This is a genomic window from Massilia sp. BGA-UO-ETr-WB1 (genome assembly GCF_059567845.1).
Genome location: NZ_JCAQOT010000024.1, coordinates 868328 through 891329 on the forward strand (window position 1 = coordinate 868328; position 23002 = coordinate 891329).

Annotated in this window: 22 protein-coding genes; 15 read left to right on the top strand and 7 right to left on the bottom strand. The window is 65.3% G+C overall.

Annotated elements, in window-relative coordinates; genetic code table 11:
- Positions 1-3 precede the first annotated feature (3 nt).
- The 13 genes from AC56DV_RS17085 (at position 4) to AC56DV_RS17145 (ending at position 13481) form a co-directional block, all read left to right on the top strand.
- Positions 4-300 carry an FmdB family zinc ribbon protein gene (locus AC56DV_RS17085; protein ID WP_496315431.1) on the top strand — a complete coding sequence of 99 codons (297 nt, stop codon included), beginning with the start codon at positions 4-6 and terminating at the stop codon, positions 298-300.
- 4 nt (positions 301-304) lie between these two features.
- Entirely contained in the window at positions 305-892 is a 588-nt protein-coding gene (locus tag AC56DV_RS17090; protein WP_496315432.1) for a DUF502 domain-containing protein, read from the top strand.
- 29 nt (positions 893-921) lie between these two features.
- A complete protein-coding gene (gene aspS, locus AC56DV_RS17095) occupies positions 922-2727 on the top strand; it encodes an aspartate--tRNA ligase (RefSeq protein ID WP_496315433.1) in 1806 nt (601 codons plus the stop codon).
- Positions 2728-2774: 47 nt separating this feature from the next.
- Positions 2775-3242 carry a dihydroneopterin triphosphate diphosphatase gene (gene nudB / locus AC56DV_RS17100; protein WP_496315434.1) on the top strand — a complete coding sequence of 156 codons (468 nt, stop codon included), beginning with the start codon at positions 2775-2777 and terminating at the stop codon, positions 3240-3242.
- A 164-nt stretch (positions 3243-3406) separates the two neighbouring features.
- On the top strand, positions 3407-4213 hold the full coding sequence (locus AC56DV_RS17105; protein WP_496315435.1) for an endonuclease/exonuclease/phosphatase family protein: 807 nt from the start codon (positions 3407-3409) through the stop codon (positions 4211-4213).
- Positions 4214-4219: 6 nt separating this feature from the next.
- Entirely contained in the window at positions 4220-5383 is a 1164-nt protein-coding gene (gene clsB, locus AC56DV_RS17110; RefSeq protein WP_496315436.1) for a cardiolipin synthase ClsB, read from the top strand.
- A complete protein-coding gene (locus AC56DV_RS17115) occupies positions 5383-5760 on the top strand; it encodes an RNA-binding S4 domain-containing protein (protein ID WP_496315643.1) in 378 nt (125 codons plus the stop codon). The genes clsB and AC56DV_RS17115 overlap by 1 nt, the downstream gene beginning before the upstream one ends.
- Before the next feature lie 213 nt (positions 5761-5973).
- On the top strand, positions 5974-6561 hold the full coding sequence (locus AC56DV_RS17120) for a TetR/AcrR family transcriptional regulator (RefSeq protein ID WP_496315437.1): 588 nt from the start codon (positions 5974-5976) through the stop codon (positions 6559-6561).
- 100 nt (positions 6562-6661) lie between these two features.
- Entirely contained in the window at positions 6662-8452 is a 1791-nt protein-coding gene (locus AC56DV_RS17125; RefSeq protein WP_496315438.1) for an acyl-CoA dehydrogenase C-terminal domain-containing protein, read from the top strand.
- A gap of 17 nt (positions 8453-8469) precedes the next feature.
- Entirely contained in the window at positions 8470-10869 is a 2400-nt protein-coding gene (locus AC56DV_RS17130) for a 3-hydroxyacyl-CoA dehydrogenase/enoyl-CoA hydratase family protein (RefSeq protein WP_496315439.1), read from the top strand.
- A 6-nt stretch (positions 10870-10875) separates the two neighbouring features.
- Positions 10876-11373: a PaaI family thioesterase gene (locus AC56DV_RS17135; protein WP_496315440.1), complete on the top strand. Its 498-nt coding sequence runs from the start codon at positions 10876-10878 to the stop codon at positions 11371-11373.
- A 42-nt stretch (positions 11374-11415) separates the two neighbouring features.
- On the top strand, positions 11416-12612 hold the full coding sequence (locus AC56DV_RS17140; RefSeq protein WP_107875653.1) for an acetyl-CoA C-acyltransferase: 1197 nt from the start codon (positions 11416-11418) through the stop codon (positions 12610-12612).
- Between the two features lie 89 nt (positions 12613-12701).
- Positions 12702-13481: an enoyl-CoA hydratase gene (locus AC56DV_RS17145; RefSeq protein WP_496315441.1), complete on the top strand. Its 780-nt coding sequence runs from the start codon at positions 12702-12704 to the stop codon at positions 13479-13481.
- 22 nt (positions 13482-13503) lie between these two features.
- Here AC56DV_RS17145 and AC56DV_RS17150 read toward each other — a convergent pair whose 3' ends face one another.
- Both AC56DV_RS17150 and AC56DV_RS17155 read right to left on the bottom strand, forming a co-directional pair.
- Complete coding sequence (locus tag AC56DV_RS17150; protein WP_496315442.1) at positions 13504-15543, bottom strand: S8 family serine peptidase; 2040 nt, start codon at positions 15541-15543, stop codon at positions 13504-13506.
- Complete coding sequence (locus tag AC56DV_RS17155) at positions 15536-15766, bottom strand: hypothetical protein (protein WP_496315443.1); 231 nt, start codon at positions 15764-15766, stop codon at positions 15536-15538. The genes AC56DV_RS17150 and AC56DV_RS17155 overlap by 8 nt, the downstream gene beginning before the upstream one ends.
- 122 nt (positions 15767-15888) lie before the next feature.
- On the opposite strand from AC56DV_RS17155, the gene AC56DV_RS17160 reads away from it, so the two are divergent.
- Positions 15889-16275, top strand: coding sequence for a hypothetical protein (locus AC56DV_RS17160; RefSeq protein ID WP_496315444.1), 387 nt, complete (start codon positions 15889-15891; stop codon positions 16273-16275).
- Here the strand turns inward: AC56DV_RS17160 and AC56DV_RS17165 are convergent.
- The 3 genes from AC56DV_RS17165 to AC56DV_RS17175 all read right to left on the bottom strand — a co-directional run bounded on the left by AC56DV_RS17165 (position 16260) and on the right by AC56DV_RS17175 (position 19353).
- On the bottom strand, positions 16260-17021 hold the full coding sequence (locus tag AC56DV_RS17165; RefSeq protein WP_496315445.1) for a substrate-binding periplasmic protein: 762 nt from the start codon (positions 17019-17021) through the stop codon (positions 16260-16262). The genes AC56DV_RS17160 and AC56DV_RS17165 overlap by 16 nt on opposite strands.
- Before the next feature lie 90 nt (positions 17022-17111).
- Positions 17112-17873 carry a substrate-binding periplasmic protein gene (locus tag AC56DV_RS17170; RefSeq protein WP_496315446.1) on the bottom strand — a complete coding sequence of 254 codons (762 nt, stop codon included), beginning with the start codon at positions 17871-17873 and terminating at the stop codon, positions 17112-17114.
- A 106-nt stretch (positions 17874-17979) separates the two neighbouring features.
- Complete coding sequence (locus AC56DV_RS17175; RefSeq protein WP_496315447.1) at positions 17980-19353, bottom strand: family 43 glycosylhydrolase; 1374 nt, start codon at positions 19351-19353, stop codon at positions 17980-17982.
- A 164-nt stretch (positions 19354-19517) separates the two neighbouring features.
- Between AC56DV_RS17175 and AC56DV_RS17180 the strand changes: the two genes are divergently transcribed.
- The gene (locus tag AC56DV_RS17180) at positions 19518-21170 is read left to right on the top strand and encodes a hypothetical protein (RefSeq protein WP_496315448.1); all 1653 of its coding nucleotides are present in this window, start codon (positions 19518-19520) and stop codon (positions 21168-21170) included.
- 7 nt (positions 21171-21177) lie between these two features.
- On the opposite strand, the gene AC56DV_RS17185 is transcribed toward AC56DV_RS17180, so the two are convergent.
- Entirely contained in the window at positions 21178-21642 is a 465-nt protein-coding gene (locus AC56DV_RS17185) for a DUF2269 family protein (RefSeq protein WP_496315449.1), read from the bottom strand.
- Between the two features lies 1 nt (position 21643).
- Positions 21644-22924: an SDR family oxidoreductase gene (locus tag AC56DV_RS17190; RefSeq protein WP_496315450.1), complete on the bottom strand. Its 1281-nt coding sequence runs from the start codon at positions 22922-22924 to the stop codon at positions 21644-21646.
- Between the last annotated feature and the right edge of the window lie 78 nt (positions 22925-23002).

Sequence of the window (23002 nt, forward strand, 5' to 3'; positions counted from 1 at the left end):
TGAATGCCGATCTACGCTTACCGCTGCGACGACTGTGGCTTTGCCAAGGATGTTTTGCAGAAGATGTCCGATCCGGTCCTGACCGATTGCCCTACTTGCGGCAAGGCAACCTTCAAGAAGCAGCTGACCGCCGCCGGTTTCCAGCTGAAGGGAACGGGTTGGTACGCCACCGATTTCCGCGGCGGCACGCCGCCTGCGACCGGCGTGGCCACCGGGCCTGCCGAGACGAAATCCGATACTGCGGCGGCCGCACCCGCCGCTGCGCCGGCCAGCAGCGCCGGCAGCACCAGCGCGACCTGATCCGATGCGTAAATATTTCATAACCGGCCTGCTGATCCTGGTCCCCATCGCGATCACCGCCTGGGTGCTGAACCTGGTGATCAGCACCATGGACCAGTCGCTGCTGCTGGTGCCGGCGCAGTACCGGCCCAAGGCCCTGTTCGGCTTCGACATCCCCGGCCTGGGCACCATCCTGACCGTGCTGATCGTGTTCCTGACCGGCCTGCTGACCAACAACCTGGTCGGCAACTACATCGTGCGCATGTGGGAAAAGCTGCTGCACCGCATCCCCGTGGTGAGTTCGCTGTACGGCAGCGTCAAGCAAGTGTCGGACACCTTGTTCAGCTCGTCGGGCAACGCCTTCCGCAAGGCCGTGCTGATCCCGTATCCGCACCAGAATTCGCGCACCATCGCTTTCCTGACCGGCGTGCCGGGCGGCGATGTGAAGCAGCACCTCGATGGCGAATACGTCAGCGTGTACGTGCCCACCACGCCGAACCCGACCTCGGGCTTCTTCCTGATGTTGGCCAAGAAAGATGTTATCGAGCTCGATATGAGCGTCGATGCCGCACTGAAGTACATCGTTTCCATGGGCGTGGTTGCGCCCGAATGAACCAAATTAACCTGAACTGAGAAATAACCATGTCTATGCGCACTCACTACTGCGGCCTCACCACTGAAGCCCAGCTCGGCCAAACCGTCAGCCTGTGCGGTTGGGTACACCGTCGCCGCGACCACGGCGGCGTGATTTTCATCGACCTGCGCGACCGCGAAGGCCTGGTTCAGATCGTCTGCAATCCTGAGCAGGCTGACGTCTTCAAGGCCGCCGAGTCGGTGCGCAACGAGTTCTGCCTGCGCGTGACCGGCGTGGTCAAGGACCGCCTGGCCGGCACCGTCAACGCCAACCTGAAGTCGGGCAAGATCGAAGTGATCTGCTCCGAGCTGGAAGTGCTGAACCCTTCCGTGGCCGTGCCGTTCCAGCTGGACGACGACAACCTGTCCGAAACCACCCGCCTGACGCACCGCGTGCTGGACCTGCGCCGTCCGCAGATGCAGAACAACCTGCGTCTGCGCTACAAGGTGACCATGGAAGTGCGCAAGTACCTGGACGCGCTGGGCTTCATCGACATCGAAACCCCGACCCTGACCAAGTCCACCCCGGAAGGCGCGCGCGACTACCTGGTGCCGTCGCGCGTGAACGCCGGCAACTTCTTCGCGCTGCCGCAGTCGCCGCAGCTGTTCAAGCAGCTGCTGATGGTGGCCAACTTCGACCGCTACTACCAGATCACCAAGTGCTTCCGCGACGAAGACCTGCGCGCCGACCGTCAGCCTGAATTCACCCAGATCGACTGCGAAACCTCGTTCCTGAACGAGCAGGAGATCCGCGACCTGTTCGAAGACATGATCCGCCTGGTGTTCAAGAACACCATGGAAGTGGACCTGCCGAACCCGTTCCCGGTGATGAACTTCTCCGAAGCCATGGGCAAATACGGTTCGGACAAGCCGGACATGCGCGTCAAGCTGGAGTTCACCGAACTGACCGACGTGGTGAAAAACGTCGAGTTCAAGATCTTCAACGCCGCCGCCAACATGCCTAACGGCCGCGTGGTCGGCATGCGCGTGCCGCAGGGCGGCTCGATGCCGCGTTCGGAAATCGACGCCTACACCCAGTTCGTGGCCATCTACGGCGCCAAGGGCCTGGCCTACATCAAGGTCAACGAAAAAGCGAAAGGCCGCGACGGCCTGCAATCGCCTATCGTCAAGACCATCGACGACGCCACCCTGGCCACCATCCTGGAACTGACCGGCGCGCAAGACGGCGACCTGATCTTCTTCGGCGCCGACAAGGCCAAAGTGGTGAACGACGCCATCGGCGCGCTGCGCGTGAAGATCGGCCACTCCGAGTTCGGCAAGAAAGCCGGCCTGTTCGACGACGTCTGGTCGCCGCTGTGGGTGATCGACTTCCCGATGTTCGAATACGACGAAGAGTCGGACCGCTGGACCGCGACCCACCACCCGTTCACCGCGCCGAAAGACGGCCACGAGGACATGCTGGAAACCAATCCGGGCGCCTGCATCGCCAAGGCCTACGACATGGTGCTGAACGGCTGGGAACTGGGCGGCGGTTCGATCCGTATCCACCGCGAAGAAGTGCAGTCGAAAGTGTTCCGCGCGCTGAAGATCGACGCCGACGAAGCGCGCCTGAAGTTCGGCTTCCTGCTGGACGCGCTGCAGTACGGCGCGCCTCCGCACGGCGGCCTGGCGTTCGGCCTGGACCGTATTGTGACCTTGATGACCAAGTCCGATTCGATCCGCGACGTGATCGCCTTCCCGAAAACCCAGCGCGCCCAGTGCCTGCTGACGCAAGCGCCGTCCGAAGTGGACGAGAAGCAGCTCAAAGAGCTGCACATCCGCCTGCGCACCGCCGAGCCGAAAGTGGCCGGCTAATGTAGCAATGGAAAAGGCGCCTCGGCGCCTTTTCTTTTATCGGAATTATGAAGCCTTACAAGATCCCTGAATCGGTGCTGGTGGTGATCCACACGGCCGACCTGCAAGTGCTGCTGATCGAGCGGGCCGGCAATCCCGGCTTCTGGCAATCCGTCACCGGCTCGCTGGACGCGCCGGACGAGCCGCTGCTGACGACCGCCACGCGCGAGCTGTTCGAAGAAACCGGCATCGTGGCCGACGGCGAGACCATCGTGCTGCGCGACTGGCGGCTGTCCAACATCTACGAAATCTACCCGGTCTGGCGGCACCGCTACGCGCCGGGCGTCACGCGGAACACCGAGCACGTCTTCAGCGTGCAAGTCCCGCGCGACACGCCCATCCTGCTCAGCCCGCGCGAGCACACGCAATACGTGTGGCTGCCCTATCTGGAAGCCGCCGACAAGTGCTTCTCGTCCTCCAACGCCGAAGCCGTGCTGCAGCTGCCGCACCAGCTGGCCTCGCTGCGCGGCGCCTGAGCCGCCCGCCGGCCAGGCACAAGCCTTCCGCGAGCCTCCACGAGCGCTCCACGCGCCCTAAATACAATGCCACAGGTCATCATTGCGTCTGTGCGCAGGCGCACAGAGACTGGGGGAAAACATTAGCCGTGCGGCAAGCGGACTGTTGGGAGTAGAATCATCCCATGAAAATCCGAGTCGCCACCTATAACATCCACAAGGGCATGTCTTACCGCAGCCAGCCGCGCGTGCATGCGCTCAAGCAGGCCATCGGCAAGTTCGACGCGGACGTGGTGTTCCTGCAGGAAGTGCAGGGCAAGCACGACCGCATTGCGGAAAAATTCGGCGAGGAGCTGCACGGCCACCGCCACTGGCCCACCACCGCCCAGCACGAGTTCTTCGGCGACGGCCGCCATTCCGTGTACGGCATGAACGCCAAGTACGACCACGGCCACCACGGCAACGCGCTGCTGAGCAACTTCCCGATCGCCAAGTGGACCAACACCGACATCTCGGACCACGCCTACGAGGCGCGCGGCATCCTGCACTGCATTATCGACACGCCCAGCACGCCGGTGCACTGCTACGTGGTGCACCTGGGCCTGTTCGAGGCCGGCCGCACGCGCCAGACCCAGGCGCTGATCGACGCGGTCAAGGAGACCGCACCCGACAACGAGCCGGTGATCATCGCCGGCGATTTCAACGACTGGCGCAACACCCTGAGCGCCACACTGCGCAAGGCGCTGGGAGTGGTGGAGGTGTTCGATGAGATCCGCCCGCCCTCCGCGCTGGGCGACCTGGTCCGTACTCTGGCGCGGCGCAAGGCGGCCCTGCATCCGGCCCGCACCTTCCCGGCCGCCTTGCCCGTGTTCCGGCTGGACCGCATCTACGTGCGCGGCTTCAGCGTCGAGGCCGCGCAGGTGCTGCACGGCCCCGAGTGGGCACGCTTGTCGGACCATTCGCCCATCGTCGCGACTCTGGGGTTAAACTGACGCCGTATGCGCTCAGTCAATTTCATCGCCGACAACGAAGTCAAGCTCCTGCACTGCGGTACCGATTACTTCCCCGCCCTGAGGGAGGCGATCGACGCGGCGCAGTACGAGGTCTACTTCGAAACCTATATCTTTGCCGGCGATGACACCGGCCAATCGGTGCTGGGCGCGCTGATGCGGGCCGCCGAGCGCGGCGTGGCGGTGCGCATGATCACCGACTGGTTCGGCACCGGCCACCGCCAGGTCTACCGCATGCACGAGCAGCTGGTAGAGGCCGGCGTCGAGCACCGCATCTTCAACCCCTGGTTCAGGCGCGGCGTGACGCGCACCCACCGCAAGATCTGCGTGGTGGACCGCGAGGTGGCCTTCGTCGGCGGCATCAACATCAACGACGACATGTTCTGCGACACCAAGCCGGACGTGTGCCTGGCCGCGCCGCGCTGGGACTTCGCGGTGGCCGTGCGCGGCCCGCTGGTGACCTCGATCCACCAGGAAGCGCAGGCCCAGTGGCAGCGCCTGGGCAAGATGAGCATCATCAAGCGTATCGGCCTGTTCAATGAAATGCGCAAGGTGAACAAGATCGCGCGCCAGAGCACGGTGCAGGCCGGCTTCGTGGTGCGCGACAACCTGCGCAACCGCGCCACCATCCAGCGCGCCTACCTGCAGGCGCTGGGGCGCGCCAAGAAGAGCGTGCTGATCGCCAACCCCTATTTCGCGCCCGGCCGCAAGTTCCGCCATGCGCTGGCGCGCGCCGCCCAGCGCGGCGTGGAAGTGGTGCTGCTGATCGGCGTGGGCGAGATCTGGCTGCAGGACGCGGTGGCCCATTCCTTCTACCCCAAGCTGCTGGCGGCCGGCGTGAAAGTGGTGGAATACCGCAAGACCCAGCTGCACGCCAAGGTGGCCGTCATCGACGACGACTGGGCCACGGTGGGCTCGAGCAATGTGGACGGCCTGAGCCTGTTCCTGAACCAGGAAGCCAACGTGGTCATCAAGGATGCGGAATTCGCCCGCAGCCTGCGCGAACACATCGAGCAGGGCATCGCCGACGGCGTGGTGATCCACGCCGAAGACTTCGCCCACGTGGGCCGCGTGCGCCGCATCGGCTATGAGGCCGCGTTCTTCTTCTATCTGATTTTGATGAGAATTTTTGCTTCAGGGAAATACGCGTGATGGACAATGTGCGCATCGACAAGTGGCTGTGGGCGGCCCGTTTTTTCAAGACCCGTTCGCTGGCGGCCGACGCCGTGGAGACCGGCAAGGTGAAGCTGGACGGCGAGCGGCTCAAGCCGGCGCGCGCCGTGCGGGTGGGCGACAAGCTGGCCATCGACAACGGCTCGGACGAGTGGGAAGTGCAGGTGTTGGGGATTTCAGACAAGCGCGGCGGCGCCCCGGTGGCGCGCCTGCTGTACCAGGAAAGCGAGGCCAGCATCGCGCGCCGCATTGCGGAACACGAACGCCGCAAACTGTTTCATGAACCGGGCGCCGACTTCAAGGGCCGCCCCACCAAGCGCGACCGCCGTCAACTGGGCCGTTTCCACGAAGAGTGAGGCAAACAAGGAGCTGCGGCTCCTTTTTTCTTGCTGCGCCGCACCAATAGAACGTCGCCTCTAACGAAGGCGTTTGACATTTACCCCCCGCTGGATAATAGTACGAGCGTTCGCAATTCTTTTCACACGAAGCAAATCCAGGTGGGTGAAAATAGAACTCCCTGACCTGGACTACAACTTTGAGTGGCAACTATTAATACTTCAATCAAATTTATGCGCAAGGGCGAGCTGACCCGCGCAGCCATCCTGGATATGGCGCTGGAACTGGCCAGCCGGGACGGTCTGGAAGGCCTGACCATCGGCTTGCTTGCGGACAAGATGAACATGAGCAAGTCGGGCGTGTTCGCCCACTTCGGTTCGCGCGAGGACTTGCAGCTGGAAGTGCTGAAACTGTATCACCACCGTTTCGAGCAGGAAGTGTTCTTCCCCAGCATTAAGGAACCGCGCGGTTTGCCGCGTCTGCGCGCGATGTTTGCGCGCTGGATCTCGCGCGTGAGCGAGGAGATCGCCTCGGGCTGCATCTACATCAGCGGCGCCGTCGAATACGACGACCGCCCTGGCCCGATCCGCGAGGAGCTGGTGGGCATGGTGACGGCCTGGCAGAGTGCACTGTTGCGCAGCGTGCAGCAAGCCATCGACACCGGCGACCTGAAGCAGGACACCGACGCGCAGCAGCTGGTGTACGAGATGTACGGTCTGATCCTCGCGGTGCACCACGACGCGCGCTTCCTGCGCACGCCGGGCAGCGTGGAACGGGCCCGCACCGGCTTTACGCGCTTGATTGAAAACTACCGCACCTAGCCTCGGCTGGGTGCACGGAATGCACGAGCAGCCACGGTCCGCCGCGGCGCGCTTTTACTAATTTAGCTTACTTTTTAGTTTGCGCCATCAGGAGAAAATCATGGGTCAATACGTCGCACCAATCCGGGATATGCAATTCGTGCTGCACGAGTTCTTGAAGGTTGAAGAGCAGCTGAAAGAACTGCCGGCCCACGCGGAAACCGACGCCGACATCATCAACGCGGTGCTGGACGAAGGCGCGAAATTCACCTCCGAAGTGCTGTTCCCGCTGAACCACTCGGGCGACCGCGAAGGCTGCACCCATGATCCGGTCAACAAGACCGTGACCACTCCGAAAGGCTTTAAAGAAGCCTACAAGCAGTACGTTGAAGGCGGCTGGGCCGCGCTGGCCTGCGATCCCGAATACGGCGGCCAGGGCCTGCCTGTCGTGCTGAACAACTCCTTCTACGAGATGCTGAACTCGTCGAACCAGGCCTGGACCATGTACCCCGGCCTGTCGCACGGCGCCTACGAGTGCCTGAAGGAACACGGCACCGACGAACAGAAGCGCCTGTACCTGCCGAAGCTGGTGTCCGGCGAATGGACCGGCACCATGTGCCTGACCGAACCGCACTGCGGCACCGACCTGGGCATGCTGCGCTCGAAAGCCATCCCGGAAGCGGACGGCTCCTGGACCATCACCGGCAACAAGATCTTCATCTCGGCCGGCGAGCACGACATGTCCGACAACATCCTGCACCTGGTGCTGGCCCGCGTGCCGGACGCGCCGGAAGGCTCGAAAGGCATCTCGCTGTTCCTGGTGCCGAAGTTCCTGCCTAAGGAAGACGGCACGGTCGGCGAACGCAACCCGATCACCTGCGGCGCCATCGAAGAGAAGATGGGCATCCACGGCAACTCGACCTGCCAGATGAACCTGGACGGCGCCAAGGGCTGGATCATCGGCCAGCCGAACAAGGGCCTGAACGCCATGTTCGTGTTCATGAACGCGGCCCGCCTGGGCGTGGGCATGCAGTCGCTGGGCCTGACCGAGATCGCCTACCAGAACGCGCTGACCTACGCCAAGGACCGCATCCAGATGCGCTCCCTGTCGGGCGTGAAGGCACCGGACAAGCAAGCCGACCCGATCATCGTGCACCCGGACGTGCGCCGCATGCTGCTGACCTGCAAAGCCTACGCTGAAGGCGCGCGCGCATTCACCTCCTACATCGCGCTGCAGATCGACCGCGAATTGAACCACCCGGACGAAGAAGTGCGCAAGGAAGCCGCCGACGAAGTGGCGCTGCTGACCCCTATCGTCAAGGCCTTCATCACCGACAACGGCTGGATCGCCACCTCGGAAGCGATGCAGGTGTACGGCGGCCACGGCTACATCTCCGAGTGGGGCATGGAGCAGTACGTGCGCGACGCGCGCATCAACCTGATCTACGAAGGCACCAACACCATCCAGTCGCTGGACCTGCTGGGCCGCAAGATCCTGATGGACAACGGCGCCAAGCTGCGCAAGTTCGGCGACAAGATCCGCGCCTTCGTGGAAGAAAACGGCACCGATGAAGCGATGTCCGAATTCGTTACCCCGCTGGGCGACCTGGGCGAAAAAGTCGGCAAGCTGACCATGGAAATCGGCATGAAAGCCTTCCAGAACCAGGACGAAGTGGGCGCGGCCGCCGTGCCATACCTGCGCGTGGTGGGCCACCTGGTGTACAGCTACTTCTTCGCGCAAATGGCGAAGATCGCGCTGGAAAAGCAAGACAGCGGCGACAACTTCTACAAAGCCAAGCTGGCCACGGCGCGCTTCTACTTTGCCCGCCTGCAGCCGGAAACCGCAACCCTGATCCGCCAGGCGCGCTCCGGCGCTGCCAGCCTGATGGCGCTCGACGCCGACCTGTTCTAAGAGCATAGAGGACCGATATGACCAATTTCACCGTTAAAAAAGTAGCCGTGCTGGGCGCCGGCGTCATGGGCGCGCAAATCGCCGCCCACTGCGTCAACGCCAAAGTGCCGGTGGTGCTGTTCGACCTGCCGGGCAAGGAAGGTACTCCTAAAAATGGCATCGTTCTGCGCGCCATCGAGAACCTGAAGAAAATGTCGCCGGCGCCGTTCGGCGACAAGGCCGACGCTGAACTGATCCAGGTCGCCAACTACGAAGACAACCTGGACCTGCTGGCTGGCTGCGACCTGATCATCGAAGCCATCGCCGAGCGCATGGACTGGAAGCACGACCTGTACAAGAAGGTCGCTCCGCACATCGGCGCCAACGCCATCTTCGCCTCGAACACTTCGGGCCTGTCGATCACCACGCTGTCCGAAGGCTTCGACGCCGAACTGAAATCGCGCTACTGCGGCGTGCACTTCTTCAACCCGCCGCGCTATATGCACCTGGTGGAACTGATCCCGACCGCCGCCACCAAGCCTGAGATCCTGGACCAGCTGGAAACCTTCCTGACCTCGGCCCTGGGCAAAGGCGTTGTGCGCGCCAAGGACACCCCGAACTTCATCGCCAACCGCGTGGGCGTGTTCGGCATGATGGCCACCATCCACGAAGCCGAAAAATTCGGCCTGTCGGTGGACGTGGTGGACGACTTGACCGGCTCCAAGCTGGGCCGCGCCAGCTCCGGCACCTTCCGCACCGCGGACGTGGTCGGCCTGGACACCATGGGCCACGTGATCAAGACCATGCAGGACTACCTGCCGAACGATCCGTTCGCCGCCATCTACAAGACGCCTGAAGTGCTGAGCAAGCTGGTGGAAAAAGGCGCGCTGGGTTCGAAAACCGGCGCCGGCTTCTACAAGAAGGTCGGCAAGGACATCATGCGCCTGGACTTCGCCACCGGCGAATACGTGGCAGGCGGCGCCAAGGCAGCCGACATCATCGCCCGCATCCTGAAGGAAAAGGATCCGGTCAAGAAGATGAAGGCGCTGCGCGAATCGACCAACCCGCAAGGCCAGTTCCTGTGGGCGATCTTCCGCGACGTGTTCCACTACATCGCCGTGCACATGAAGGACATCGCCGACAACGCGCGCGACATCGACTTCGCGCTGCGCTGGGGCTTCGGCTGGAAATCGGGCCCGTTCGAAACCTGGCAGGCCGCCGGCTGGACCCAGATCGCCGAGTGGGTGAAAGCCGACATCGACGCAGGCCAGGCACTGTGCAGCGAACCGCTGCCGGCATGGGTATTCGAAGGCCAGGTGGCAGAGAAGGGTGTGCACACCCCTGAAGGCTCCTACTCCGCCGCATCGAACAGCTACGTGCCGCGCTCGACGCTGGACGTGTACAAGCGCCAGGAATTCCGCGCGCAGATCTTCGGCAGCGGCGCCATCGACGGCACCAAGGCCGGCACCACCGTGTTCGAAGACGAATCGGTACGCCTGTGGCACTCCGGCGACGAAGTGCTGGTGATCTCGCTGAAAACCAAGATGCACGTGATCGGCGACGGCGTCATCAAGGGCCTGAAAATGGGCCTGGCCGAAGCCGAGAAGAACTTCAAGGGCCTGGTGATCTGGAGCGCGGACGCAGCCGACGGCGGCGCGTTCTCGGCCGGCGCCGACCTGCAATCGGCACTGCCTGCATTCATGCAGGGCGGCGCCAAAGCAGTGGACCCCATCATCAAGGAACTGCAAGACACCTTCCAGGCCATGAAGTACTCCAACGTGCCGGTGGTGGCTGCGGTGGCGGGCCTGGCGCTGGGCGGCGGCTGCGAAATGGCGCTGCACGCATCGAAGCGCGTGGCATCGATCGAATCCTACATCGGCCTGGTGGAAGTGGGCGTGGGCCTGATCCCTGCCGGCGGCGGCCTGAAAGAAGCGGCGGTACGCGCCTTCAAGGAAGCCAAGGGCAACGACATCCTGCAATTCCTGAAGACCGGCTTCACCAACGCCGCCACCGCGCAAGTATCGAAGTCCGCGCTGGAAGCGAAGGCCATGGGCTACCTGAAGGAAGACGACGTGATCGTGTTCAACCCGTACGAACTGCTGCACGTGGCCAAAGTGACCGCGCGCGCCATGTTCGACGCGGGCTACCGCGCACCGATCCAGCGTCCCGTGACCGTGACCGGCCGCTACGGCTGGGCCACCATCAAGGGCCAGCTGGTCAACATGCGCGACGGCGGCTTCATCTCGGCGCACGACTTCAAGCTGGGCGACATGATTGCTGAAATCGTCTCCGGCGGCGACATCGACCAGGGCAGCGTGGTGAGCGAGCAGTGGCTGCTGGACATGGAACGCAAGGCCTTCCTGGAGCTGCTGAACAATCCGAAGTCGCAAGAGCGCATCATGGGCATGCTGCAAACCGGTAAGCCGGTGCGCAACTAAAGTCCGATGTCCTTCCTGTCACTGGCCTTCAAAGTCCTGTTGAAAGTGAAACCGAGCATGGTTTATGACCGCATCAAGCAGCAAATGATGGACACCCTGCCGATGGTGCGGCTGCTCGGCATCCGCATCGACAGTATCGGCAGCGGCACCTCCGAGGTGTCGATGCCGGACGACGCCAGGCTGCACAACCACCTCGGCACGCCGCACGCCGGCGCCCTGTTCACGCTGGCCGAAACGGCCTCCGGCGCGGCCATGGCGGGCGGCTTCGCCGAGCTGATTGCGGACATGCGGCCGGTGGCCAAGGAATCGCGCATCCAGTACCAGAAGCTGGCCAAGGGCGCCACGCGCGCCAGCGGCCGCGTGCCGGGCGACCTGGCAGCGCTGAAGGCGCAGCTGGCGGCGGACGGCAAGGTGGCGTTCCCGGTCAACGTCGACATCTTCGACGAGCACGGCACGCTGGCGGCGCAAGTACAGGTGGACTGGTATCTCTCGGCCAGGCGCTAAAGACTGACGGCTAATCGATCACACAATATTCGAAAGCAGAAAATGAGCAAACAACTTCAAGACGCATACATCGTCGCAGCGACCCGCACCCCGATCGGCAAGGCGCCGCGCGGCATGTTCAACAAGACCCGCCCGGACGACCTGCTGGTCGCCGCCATCAAGGGTGCCATGGCCGCCGTGCCTGGCCTGGACCCGGCGCTGATCGTCGACGCCATCATCGGCTGCTCCTTCCCGGAAGCCGAGCAGGGCTTCAACATCGCCCGTAACTCGGTGGTGCTGGCAGGCCTGCCGAACACCGTGGGCGGCGTGACCGTGAACCGCTACTGCGCTTCGGGCATCACCGCCCTGGCCATGGCTGCCGACCGCATCCGCGTGGGCGAAGCCGACGTGATGATCGCCGGCGGCGTGGAATCGATGTCCATGGTGCCGATGATGGGCCACCACCCGTCGATCAACATGGACACCTTCAAGGACGAGAACATCGGTCTGGCGTACGGCATGGGCCTGACCGCCGAGAAAGTGGCGCAGCAGTGGAAAATCTCGCGCGAAGACCAGGACGCGTTCGGCGTGGAATCGCACCGCAAGGCCATCGCCGCCCAGGAAGCCGGTTTCTTCAAGGACGAAACCACCCCGGTTGAAATCATCACCCGCACCCCGGACCTGCGCACCGGCGAGATCAAGGTCTCCAAGCGCGTGGTCGACAAGGACGAAGGCGCGCGCGCCGACGCCAGCATGGAAACCATGGGCAAGCTGAAGCCGGTCTTCGCCGCCAAGGGCACCGTCACCGCCGCCACCTCCTCGCAGATGTCCGACGGCGCCGGCGCGCTGATCGTGGTGTCCGAAAAGATCCTGCGCGAGCACAACCTGACCCCGCTGGCCAAGTTCTCCTCGTTCGCCGTGCGCGGCGTGCCGCCGGAAATCATGGGCATCGGTCCTAAAGTGGCGATCCCTGCGGCCCTGAAAGCGGCCGGCATCACCCAGGACCAGCTGGACTGGATCGAACTGAACGAAGCGTTCGCAGCGCAAGCGCTGGCTGTGATCCGCGACCTGAACCTGGACACCTCCAAGGTCAACCCGATGGGCGGCGCGATCGCCCTGGGCCACCCGCTGGGTGCCACCGGCGCTATCCGCGCCGCTACCGTGGTGCACGCGCTGCGCCGCAACAGCCTCAAATACGGCATGGTCACCATGTGCGTAGGCGCAGGCATGGGCGCGGCTGGTATCATCGAACGCGTATAAGCATCGCTGATAGCTAACTGAAGGCGCCGCGGCACAACCCCGGCGCCTTTTTTCACGCCTTTTTCACGTACGACGGAGACTAAGAAAACATGGACATTCTGAGCAGCAAAGCCAACGGCATCCTGACCATCGAATTCAACCGCCTGGAGCGCAAGAACGCCATCACCACCGTGATGTACCAGGCCATGGCCGACGCCATCAACGACGCCGAGCAGGACGCCTCGGTGCGCGCCATCCTGATCACCGGCAAGCCGGAGATCTTCACCGCCGGCAACGACCTGGACGACTTCCTGAAGACCGCCAAGCCGGCCGACGGCGCCGCCTTCACCGACCGTCCGGTGTTCCAGTTCATGCGCGCGCTGAGCGGCACCAGCAAGCCGGTGGTGGCTGCGGTGAACGGCGCGGCCATCGGCATCGGCACCACCCTGCTGATGCACTGCGACCTGGTGTACGCGGCCGACACGGCCAAGTTCTCGGTGCCGTTCGCGCAGCTGGGCCTGTGCCCCGAGTTCGGCTCCAGCCTGCTGATGACGCAAGCGGCCGGCCACGCGCGCGCCGCCGAAAAGCTGATGCTGGGCGAACCGTTCCTGGCGCAGGAAGCGTACGACATGGGCATCGTCTCGAAAGTGTTGCCGGCCGCCGACGTGCTGGCCTACGCGCAGGGCCAGGCCGCCAAGCTGGCCGCGCTGCCCGCCACCTCCATCCGCAACACCAAGCGCCTGATGAAGGCCGGCCGCAACAGCGAAGTGCAAGCCGTGATCGAAACCGAAGGCCAACTGTTCGGCCAGATGCTGCTGGCCCCGGAAGCCAAGGAAGCGTTCACCGCCTTCTTCGAGAAACGCAAACCGGACTTCAGCCAGTTCAACTAAGTCATCCAGCTAAGCCGCCCCGCTAAGCCACCCGCGCTGCGATGCGCCAGCCGTTGAGCCGCCCGGCGTCCAGCCGGGCGGTGTCTTTCACGCGCAAGTGCCAGGTGCCGCGAATGGGCCGGTCCAGCAGCGGGCGCAGCGCCGGCGTGTCCTGCACCGCGTAGGTGCGCATCAGGTCGTTGGCCGAGCCGCCGGCATTGTTGTGCAGGACCACGGCGGTGCCGTCCGGCGCGACCAGGTCCACCCTCAAATCGCCGATGTAGCTGTGCTCGATGTCGACCTGTACCCGCAGCTCGGTGATCGCGCCTTCCTCGTTCACGTGGATGGCGCCCGTCACCGCTTCGCCGTCGTCCGGAATGTCCTGCGGCGTGTCGTCGCTGGCCTCGATGGAGCGCTCCGCCGCGTTGCCGTTGGAGGCCATTTCCACCGCGCGGAAGGCGTTCACCTTGCCGTGCCCGAACCACAGGCTGAAGCCATCGTTGAAATCGCCGGCCTCGTTGACCTCGGTGTCCGTTTCCAGCGACAAGTCCTTGTCGGCGGTCTGCTGCAGGATCCGCCTGACTTCCATTGCGCTCAGCGCCGGGTTGGCCGACAGCACCAGCGCGCACACGCCGGCCACGGTGGGCGTGGCGCTCGACGTGCCGCCGAACTGGTCGGTAAAGCGCGAACCGGGCGTGAAGTCGGAGTTCGGGCCGGCCCCTTCGTTGTCGGTGGTGACGACGCCCAGCCCGCGCGGCGAGATTTCGCCGAGGTCGTCCCAGTTGTCGGACGGCGCGCAGACGCAGATCTGTCTGCCCCAGGAGGAGTAGGCCGAGCGTGTCTTGCACGAGGTGCTGGCGCTGACCGTGATGACGTCCGGGTGCGCCGCGATCCAGCGATCGATGCGGCCGCTGTAGCTGCGGATGCCGAAGCGAGTGCGGTAGCGGTAGGTGCGGGTGTTGTCCAGGTCCTGCACCGGGCAGTTGTTGTTGCCGGCGGCGACGCAGACCAGCAGGCCCTTGCCGCGCCGGCCGCCGCTGCGGGCGAGCGTGGCCAGCGCGTCCTTCAGAGGCGTGCTCATGGGGGCGTCGGCCGGCCCGTAGCCCCAGGAGCAGGAGACCACGTCGGCCAGCGCCGAAATTTTATGGAACATGATGATGAAGTGCGCGTCCGACATTTCCGACAGCGGGAAGCGCACGGCGGCCAGCGCGCAGCCGGGCGCGACGCCCACCACGCCGGTGCCGTTGCCCTCGGCCACCGCCACGCCCAGGCACGGCGTGCCGTGGTAGTCGCCGGGGCGGGGCGACACGTTTTCGTCCCAGTCGATGCCGGCATTGTTTTCGTTGCCGCGTATGGACGCGTTGAGCCGCGCCACCACTTTGCCGTCGCCCTGGAAATCGGGATGGCTGAGGTCGAAGGCGTCGTCGGCCACCGCCACCACCACGTCGCGCCGGCCGCGCGTCAGGTCCCACGCTTCGGGCGCGAAAATGCCGGCGTCTGCCACCAGGTCGGCGGCGGCCTCCGGCGCGTGCAAATGCCATTGGCGCGAGAACAGCTCGTCCGGCGGGATGAAGGAAAACTTGATCAGCGGCCGGATGAGGTTGGGTTCGGCGTACTCCACGTCGTCGCGGCTGGTGGCCGCGTTGGCCGCGCGGATCGGATTGCGGCCGGTGTCGGTGGTCACCCGCACCAGGTAGGTTTTCTCGCCGATCACCTTGTCGACGATCAGCTGTTCGGCGGCGAAATAGTCGCGGATGCGGCTGTCCGGCGTGTCCGGCTTGAACTTGATGAAGAAGGTCTCGGTGATCAGATATTCGCTCTCGCCGGTCTGCTGGTCGCGGTAAACGTGGTGCACCACCTGGTCGTCCGCGCGCAGGCGGTCCACGGCCTGCTCGCGGTCGTCAACCACGGTGGCGCGCACCAGCCCGGGCGTCACGGGCGCCGTGGCGCGCAGTTCCACGCCGGCCCGCCGCGCCGCCTGGTGCGCTTCGCTCTCGCTCTCGGCCTGTATCGTGATGGCGGAGTCGTCTTTGCGGATGTCGATCCTGCGTCCGCCTTGCCAGAAGTAATTTGCCTCAGACATTTCCTATTCTCCTTTTGTGGTGCCCGGCGCGGAAGGCGTCCAACTGGGCGTTGCGGGCGCGGCGGTCGGCCGACGGCGACACCGTCGACAGCGCCTCGCCCACCTGGTCTTCCACCACCGGCCGGTTGCAGAACGTGCCCAGCGACGCGGCTTCTGCCCGATCAGCATAGGAGAGCGCGGCCTCGCCGGCCGGCCTATCTGAACTGCGCTTGATCCAGCGCAAACGGCGCGCCGCCATTTGCTGATGTGCCCGGTTGCCTTTGCTTACATTCGTGTTCCTGCGCGACACAGCGGCCAGGCCGGCCTTGTCTATAATCGCCTGAACGGCGAGGCTTGGGAGGCGGTATGGCGGTGAACCAATCGGTGTTTGTGGAACTGGACTTTTTCCTGTTGATCGGACTGTCGCTGCTGCTGCCGGCGGCGATCTACGGCTACATGATGTGGAAGCGCGCCTTGTCGCGCCTGGCGATCTTCGGCTTCGGCCTGAGCCTGGTCTTGCTGGCCGGCGTCAACGTGGCCGTGCTGCGCCGCCTGGCGGAACTGACCGCGCACACGCCCTCGCTGCTGGACGACCAGCTGTTCGCCTCCGGCATTTCGCTGGCGCTATACCTGTTTCCGGCGCTGTTTGCGGGCGTCGGCATCAACATCATTTCCCACCTGCTGGTCAGCCACTTGACCGAGGCCGAGCGGCGCTACCGGCGCGAGCACCGTGCCGGTCAGTTGGAGCCGTAGCGCGCGCGGATCGCGCCCAGCGCGCCGCTCTGCTCGAGGCGGGTGATGGCGGCGTTGATGCGGGTCAGGTCGGCCGCGCTGGTGCTGGCGGCGTTCAGCATCAGGTGCGCCGGGGCGTGGAAGGGCACCCAGGGCACGGCCGCCAGCGCCACGCCCTGCCGTTCGGCCTCGTGGCGCAGCGCCGCGCTGTCGCCCATGATGATGTCGGCGCGGCCGGCCTTGAACATGCGCATGCCCAGCTCGTAGCTGCTGAAGGGGCTGCGTATGCCCGACGCGTCCAGCAGGGGCTGGGCGCGCGCGTAGCTGTCGCCGTACCAGCCGCCGCGCGGCGTCAGCAGCATCACGTGCTGCCTGAGGATGGCGTCGAAGCCGTCCAGGCTGCGGTAGCGCGCCGCGTTGGCGGGGGTGGTGAACAGCCCCACGGTCTCGCTGCGGTAGGGCAGGCTGAAACGGGCGAAGCCGCGCCGTTCGGCGGTGTCCGAGGCGCCCAGCGTCAGGTCCAGCTTGCCCTGCCTGAACTCCATTTGCCGCCGCAGCGACGGCAGTGACGGCTGCACCTGCAGCGTGCAGCCGGCTTCCTTCATGATGGCTTGCGCCAGTTCGTAATCCAGCCCGGACAGTCCGCCGCGCTCGTCGATGAAGATGTAAGGCGGCCAGGGCTCCGGCGCCAATTTCAGATTGCAGGCGTTACCGGTAGCTGTCAGGGTGCAAAGTGCCGCCGACAGCAATAGGGTGCGTCCGCTCATGTTTATGCCGCTAGCCTAAAAACCTCAATGTGCCAGAATGGCAAGGAAAGTCAAGGGCGGTAGCCGCAGGGGCATGCCCGCCGGGGCGTTTCAGCGCACGCCGTAGCGCACGCGGATGGCCGCCAGCGCGCCGGTTTGCTCGAGGCGGGCGATGGCGGCGTTGATGCGCTCCAGCTGCTGCGGCGTGGTGCTGGCCGCGTTCAGCATCAGGTGCACCGGCGCGCGGAAGGGCACGAAGGGCAGCGCCGCCAGCGCCACGCCGAGGCGGCGCGCTTCGTACCGCACGGCGGCGGCGTCGCCCATGATCAGTTCGGCGCGCCCGGCCTTGAACATCAGCATCCCCTGCTCGAAGCTGCCGAAGGTGCTGCGGCGCGCGCCCGCGTCCAGGCTGGGGATGGCTTGCTGGTAGCTGTCGCCGTACCAGCCGGCGCGCGGCGCCAGCAGCGAAATGCCTTGCGCCGCGATCGCGTCGAAGCCGTTCAGGCTGCGGAAGCGCGCGGCGTTTTCGGGGCTGGCGAACAGGCCCACGGTTTCATTGCGGTAGGGCGTGCTGAAACGGGCGTAGACGCGCCGCTCGGGCGTGTCGGAGGCGGCCAGCATCAGGTCGATCTGGCCCTCCCTGAACAGCATCTGGCGCCGCAGCGACGGCAGTTCGGTGGCCACCCGCAGCGTGCAGCCGGCTTCCTTCATGATGGCTTGCGCCAGTTCGTAGTCCAGGCCGGACAGCTTGCCCTGCGCATTGATGAAGATGTAGGGCGGCCACGTTTCGCTTGCCATCGTCAGGCTGCATGCCCGCGCGGCAGCGCCGGGGAGGCACAGCGCGGCGGCAAGAAAAATGGTGCGGGCGTACATGGTTGAATTCGCCAGCTGGTAAAGCTTCAATGTGACAGAACCGGCTGGAAAGTCAAGCTTGCAAGCGAGGGGTTGCTTGCGCCCTCACGGCGGCATCAAGGCTGCATCATGGACGCGTCAGCGTCCACTGCTGGTTGGTGCCGTTGTTTTGCGTGTACTGGATGATCTGCGCGTTCTCCGCCGTGCTCTTGTTGGCCACATCCAGCACCATGCCACTCAGCAAGTTTTTCACGACGTAGTAGCCGCTGGCCGGGCTGCTCACGCTCCAGTGCTGGCCGTTGCCGGCCCAGTAGCCCCACTGCGCGATATTGGTGCCGGCGGTGGTGGAGTTGCCGTAGTTGTCCAGGCTGAGCAGGCTGTTGGCGTTGATGAAGCTGTACTGGCCGTCGCCGTGCGCCACCGCGTACCACTGCTGGTTCTTGGCGCCGCTGTAGCTTTGCTGCTGCACCATGGCGCCGTTGGCGGTGGACGAGCCGGCCACGGCCAGCGCCTTGCCGCTCAGGCGCGAGGTCAGCACGTAGCGCGCGTCGCTCAGGCCGCCGCAGCCGTTGAAGTTGGTGAAATTGCGCGTCAACACGGGCCAGCCGCCGCTGTAGGTCAGGCGCAGGATGTCCAGCTTGGCATTGCCGCCGTCGTTCAGGTCGTAGTAGTGGATGGAGGCGAAATTGCAGCCGTCCTGTTTCAGCACGCCGACATGGCCCGGGCCTTTGTATTTGCCGTCCACATTGGCCAGGATGGTGCGGGTGCCGGTGTAGGGGCCGGTCACGCTGGTGGCGCGCTGCACCTGCACGTAGTAGGTGCTGTCGGCGCCCTTGCAGCAGGCGCCCCGGTTCACGTACAGGTAGTAGTAGCCGCCTTCGCGCACGATGTAGGGCGCTTCGATGTCGGCATGTCCGCCGCCCAGGATGGGCGTCACGTTGCCGGCCAGCTTGCCGGTGGCCTGGTTGATTTCGGCCACGCCGATGCCGCCGAAGAAGGAGCCGTAGGACATGTAGACCTTGCCGTCATGGTCGCGGAACAGGGCCGGGTCGATGGCGTTGATCTCGCTGGCCCCGCCGAACGATTCCACCACGATGCCCAGGTCGGTCCAGCTGGGGTTTTTCAGCGAGGCCGAACGCGCCACGCCGATGGCGGAGGTCGACGTGCCGAAGGTGGACACCGAGTAGTACAGGTAGTAGTAGCCGTTCATGTGGATCACGTCCGGCGCCCAGAACGAGCCGCTGAAGTTGGGCACCTTGGCGGAGATCCAGGACGGGTAGGTGGTGAACACCGGTCCGGGGCCGCCCTGCCAGTTCACCATGTCGGTGGACTTGGAATACCAGATGCCGGTGCCGGTGGTGAAGTTGAACCAGGTGTCGCCGTCCTTGGTGAGCGTGCCCGGGTCGTGGGCGTTCTGCAGGCCGCCCAGGTTGATGGCGTGGGAAGCGGGGGCGGCGAGCGCGCACAGCGCCAGGCACAGGAATGCCAGTAGCTTTTTCATAAGGGTCTCCGTTAGCGTTTTTATATTGGTACTTCTTTTGAATTGCGCAGCCAGCTTAGGCCTGCTGCGCGCGCGCCACCAATCATATTTTTTCAGCGAGCGATACCGGCTTTGGTATCGCCTTTCCGCTAGAATGGATTCAAACAAGAGCAGGAGGCGAGGGGATGACAGAGACCGCAGCAGGCGCCGGCACCCATGTGCACCACATGCGGCAGGTGCTGCTCTGGCCCTTGCGCCTGATGCCAGCCACCGGCGCCGACCAGACCCACCAGCGGCCATGGGAAGTGCTGCGCGCCATGGGCGAGGCGGACGGCGGCTCGCCGTGGCGCGAGGTGGTCGATGAATTCGACGGCGACGCCGCCAATTTCCACGAGCGCCACTACAACGAATTCGTCACCTTCCTGCCCTATGTGCAGCGCTTCCTGTACGGCGAGGCGCGCAGCGGGCGCGGTGAAACCTCGGGCGCCGGCATGCGCGTGTTCCGCCGCCGCGACGTGGCGCAGGTGCGCGTCACGGCGTGCGCCGGCGATGCGCCTTTGACGCTGTCCATCGTCCACACCGACCTGTATTTCTTCTTCGACGTGGACGTGGTGATGCTCAACCTGGAAGTGAGCGCGGACAGCCTGGCGCTGGAGGAGGCGCAGGAACTGCTGTACCGCTTCGGGCGGGGCTACCCGGCGGGCTGGGACGCCGAAGGCAAGGCGCTGCACTGCATGCACAGCGTGGAGTGGCTGGACGCGCAGGGCGGGGTGCTGTCGCGTTCCGACGCGCAGCAGCGCGACATCTTCCTGTCGCACGTCTGCGAAAAGCGCGCCCCGCGCATCGCCGCGCACTGGCAGTTCATGCTGGAGCCGCTGGTGTACGACTTGAGCGACGAGGCGGGCGCGCTGCGCTACCGCCAGATCGAGTACTACCGCATGCCGGTGATGGCCTACCTGTCGCTGGAAGACCCGCGCGCCTTGTCGCGCGAGGACTTCATCCGCCTCGGGCTGGTCACCGGGCAGGGACGCGGTTCGCTGCCCTATTCGGAACAGCACCTGAACGACTTCGAGCGGCAGGTGTGCTACGACCGCTTCTGGGGCGGCAGCGGCGCCGCGCCGGACACGCGCTACCTGTGCAGCGGCCTGTCGCTGATCGTGGTCGGCGCGGCCCGCTCGGATTTCTTCTGCTGCCGCGACCGCGGCGTGCTGGCGCAGTTCCGCCACCAGCATTTTTTGCTGTTCCTGATCGCGCACCTGCAGAAGTCCTCGCTGCTGATGTTCTCGGACCGGCTGGCCGAAGCGCTGAACTGCCTGAGCGTTGTGGATGCGAACAGCGTGCGCCGCTTCAAGCGCCGCATCCGTTCCTCGTTTGAGGGCTTCCTGCGCTTCACGCACCGCTACTGGTTCAAGGACATTTCGGAACAGACGCTGGTGCGCGCGCTGTACGAAATGTGCGCCGCCCAGCTGGGCCTGGAGCGCCTGCACGCGGAGGTCAAGGTGCGGGTGGAAGACATGAACGGCTACCTGGAGGCGGACAGCCTGCGGCGCCAGGCCAACACGGTGGTGCGGCTGACGGTGGTCACCATCTTCGGCCTGATCGGCACGGTGACCACGGGCTTCCTCGGCATGAACCTGCTGTCCGAGGCGGACGCGCCGATGAGCCGGCGGCTGTGGATTTTCGGCGCCGTGTTCGGCGTCACCACGGTGCTCACGGCCTACACCATGATCAAGTCCAAGCGCCTGTCGGATTTCCTCGACGTGCTGTCCGACGAGCGCCTGCCGTTCTGGACCAAGATGAAGGCGCTGGCGGCGGTGTGGCGTCCGGAGCAGAACTGAACCGGAATCAAAGCGGCTTGTTCACCATCAGCCAGTACACCACCAGCAGGCCGCCGAAAGCTGGGAAGCCGAGCGCGGTCCACCATTTTTCATAGCGCCAGTAGCGCGCGGGCAGCGCTTCGCCGGCCGCTGCGGCGCGGAGCGCCATGTCGCGCATTTTCAGTTGCAGCCACACCACCGGCAGCCAGCAGGCGCCCGCCAGCGCGTACAGCGCGAGCGACCACAGGACCCAGAACGACGTGAGCGGATAGCCCGCCAGGTGGATCATCCAGAAGCCGGACAGCGGCTGGATGATGACGGACGGCGTGGTGAACCACCAGTCGGCGCGCGCCACCCAGCGCGTGACCACGGAGATGGCTTGCACGTTGCCGCTGCGGTTGGCCGCGAACATGTAGAAGGCGGTGCCGAAGCCGGTGCCGAACATCAGCGTGGCGGACAGGATGTGCAGCCATTTGATCGTCAGGTATTCCATCTTATTTTCTCTCGTCCAGGCGCCACATCGCCAGCAGCAGCGCCAGGATGGGCAGGTTTTTGCTCAGCGGGCCGAAGGGATGCAGCCAGAATTCGGGCAGGCAGAAGGTCATGGCCACGGTGTAGCCGCCCACCAGCGCCAGTTGCAGCGGCCATAGCCAGCGGCGCGGTCGCAGCAGCAGGGCGCAGCCGATGGCGGCGTCCAGCAGGCTGGCTGCGGCCAGGGTGGTTTCGCCCAAGGCTGCCGGGATGCCGCAGGCGGTGAGCCAGGCGATGCTGTCGGCATGCGGCCAGGCGAACCAGGAGACGTAGGCGGTCCACAGCCACAGCGCAGCCATCACGGCGCGCGCCAGCGGCATGGCCCAGGACAGCACGGCGGCGGGCTTCTGGGCAGGCGCGGCGAAGGTGGCGGGATCGCGCAGCGGGCGGCCGGCCAGCAGCGCGCGCATCGGCTCGGCGCTGGCGGTGTTGCCGCCGCTGGCGCTGGCCGCCAGCATGGTGAGCGTATCGGGCGTGAAGGCGCTGGCAGGGTGCAGCGCCGCCGCACGGGCGGCCAGCCGGGCCAGGGACATCGGCGCGTCCAGCACCAGCGCTGCTGCGCTGGCCGCCATGCCGCCGCGCAGGCATGCCAGGTAATCGGCCATGTTCATGGCGCGCGGGCCGACGGCCGCCAGTTCGCGCGGCGGCGCGGGCAGCGCAAGCAGGGCGAGGAGTGCGGCGCACAAATCGTCGATATGGACGGGCTGCACGCGCGAACTGTGCGCGGCGGGCAGGGCGACGGCGGGCAGCGTGGCCAGCGCGAGGAACAGTTTGCTGCTGGCGCCGTCCGGGCCGTACACCAGAGACGGCCGCACGATGGTGGCATTCAGCGCCGGATGCTGCGCCAGCGCGCGCTCTCCGGCCGCCTTGCTGCGCCAGTACCCGGTGGGCGCATCGTCCGCGCTGCCCAGCGCGGACAGGTGGATCACGCGCTTGACGCCGGATCGCCCGCAGGCGGCGAACAGCGCGGCGGGCGCGAGGTGGTGCAAGCGCTCGTAGTCCCCGGCGCGGCTTTCGCGCAGGATGCCGACGCAGTTCACCACCGCGTCGACGCCGGCCAGGTGCGGCAGCCACGCTTCCGCACTGGTGAGCGCAGCGAAATCCAGCGCTTGCCAGGCATGGCCGCCGGCAGCGCGGCCGGGCCGGCGGCGGCTGGCGCCGAAGGCCTCGTGGCCTGCCGCATGCAGCGCGGCCAGCAGGTGGCGGCCGATCAGGCCGGTGGCGCCGAGAACCAGGATACGCATGTTGATTTCCGATATTTCTGTCGTTACAGAAATAATAGAAGTGTTTTCGCGTAAAGTCAAAGGCTGGATGGCCGGCCG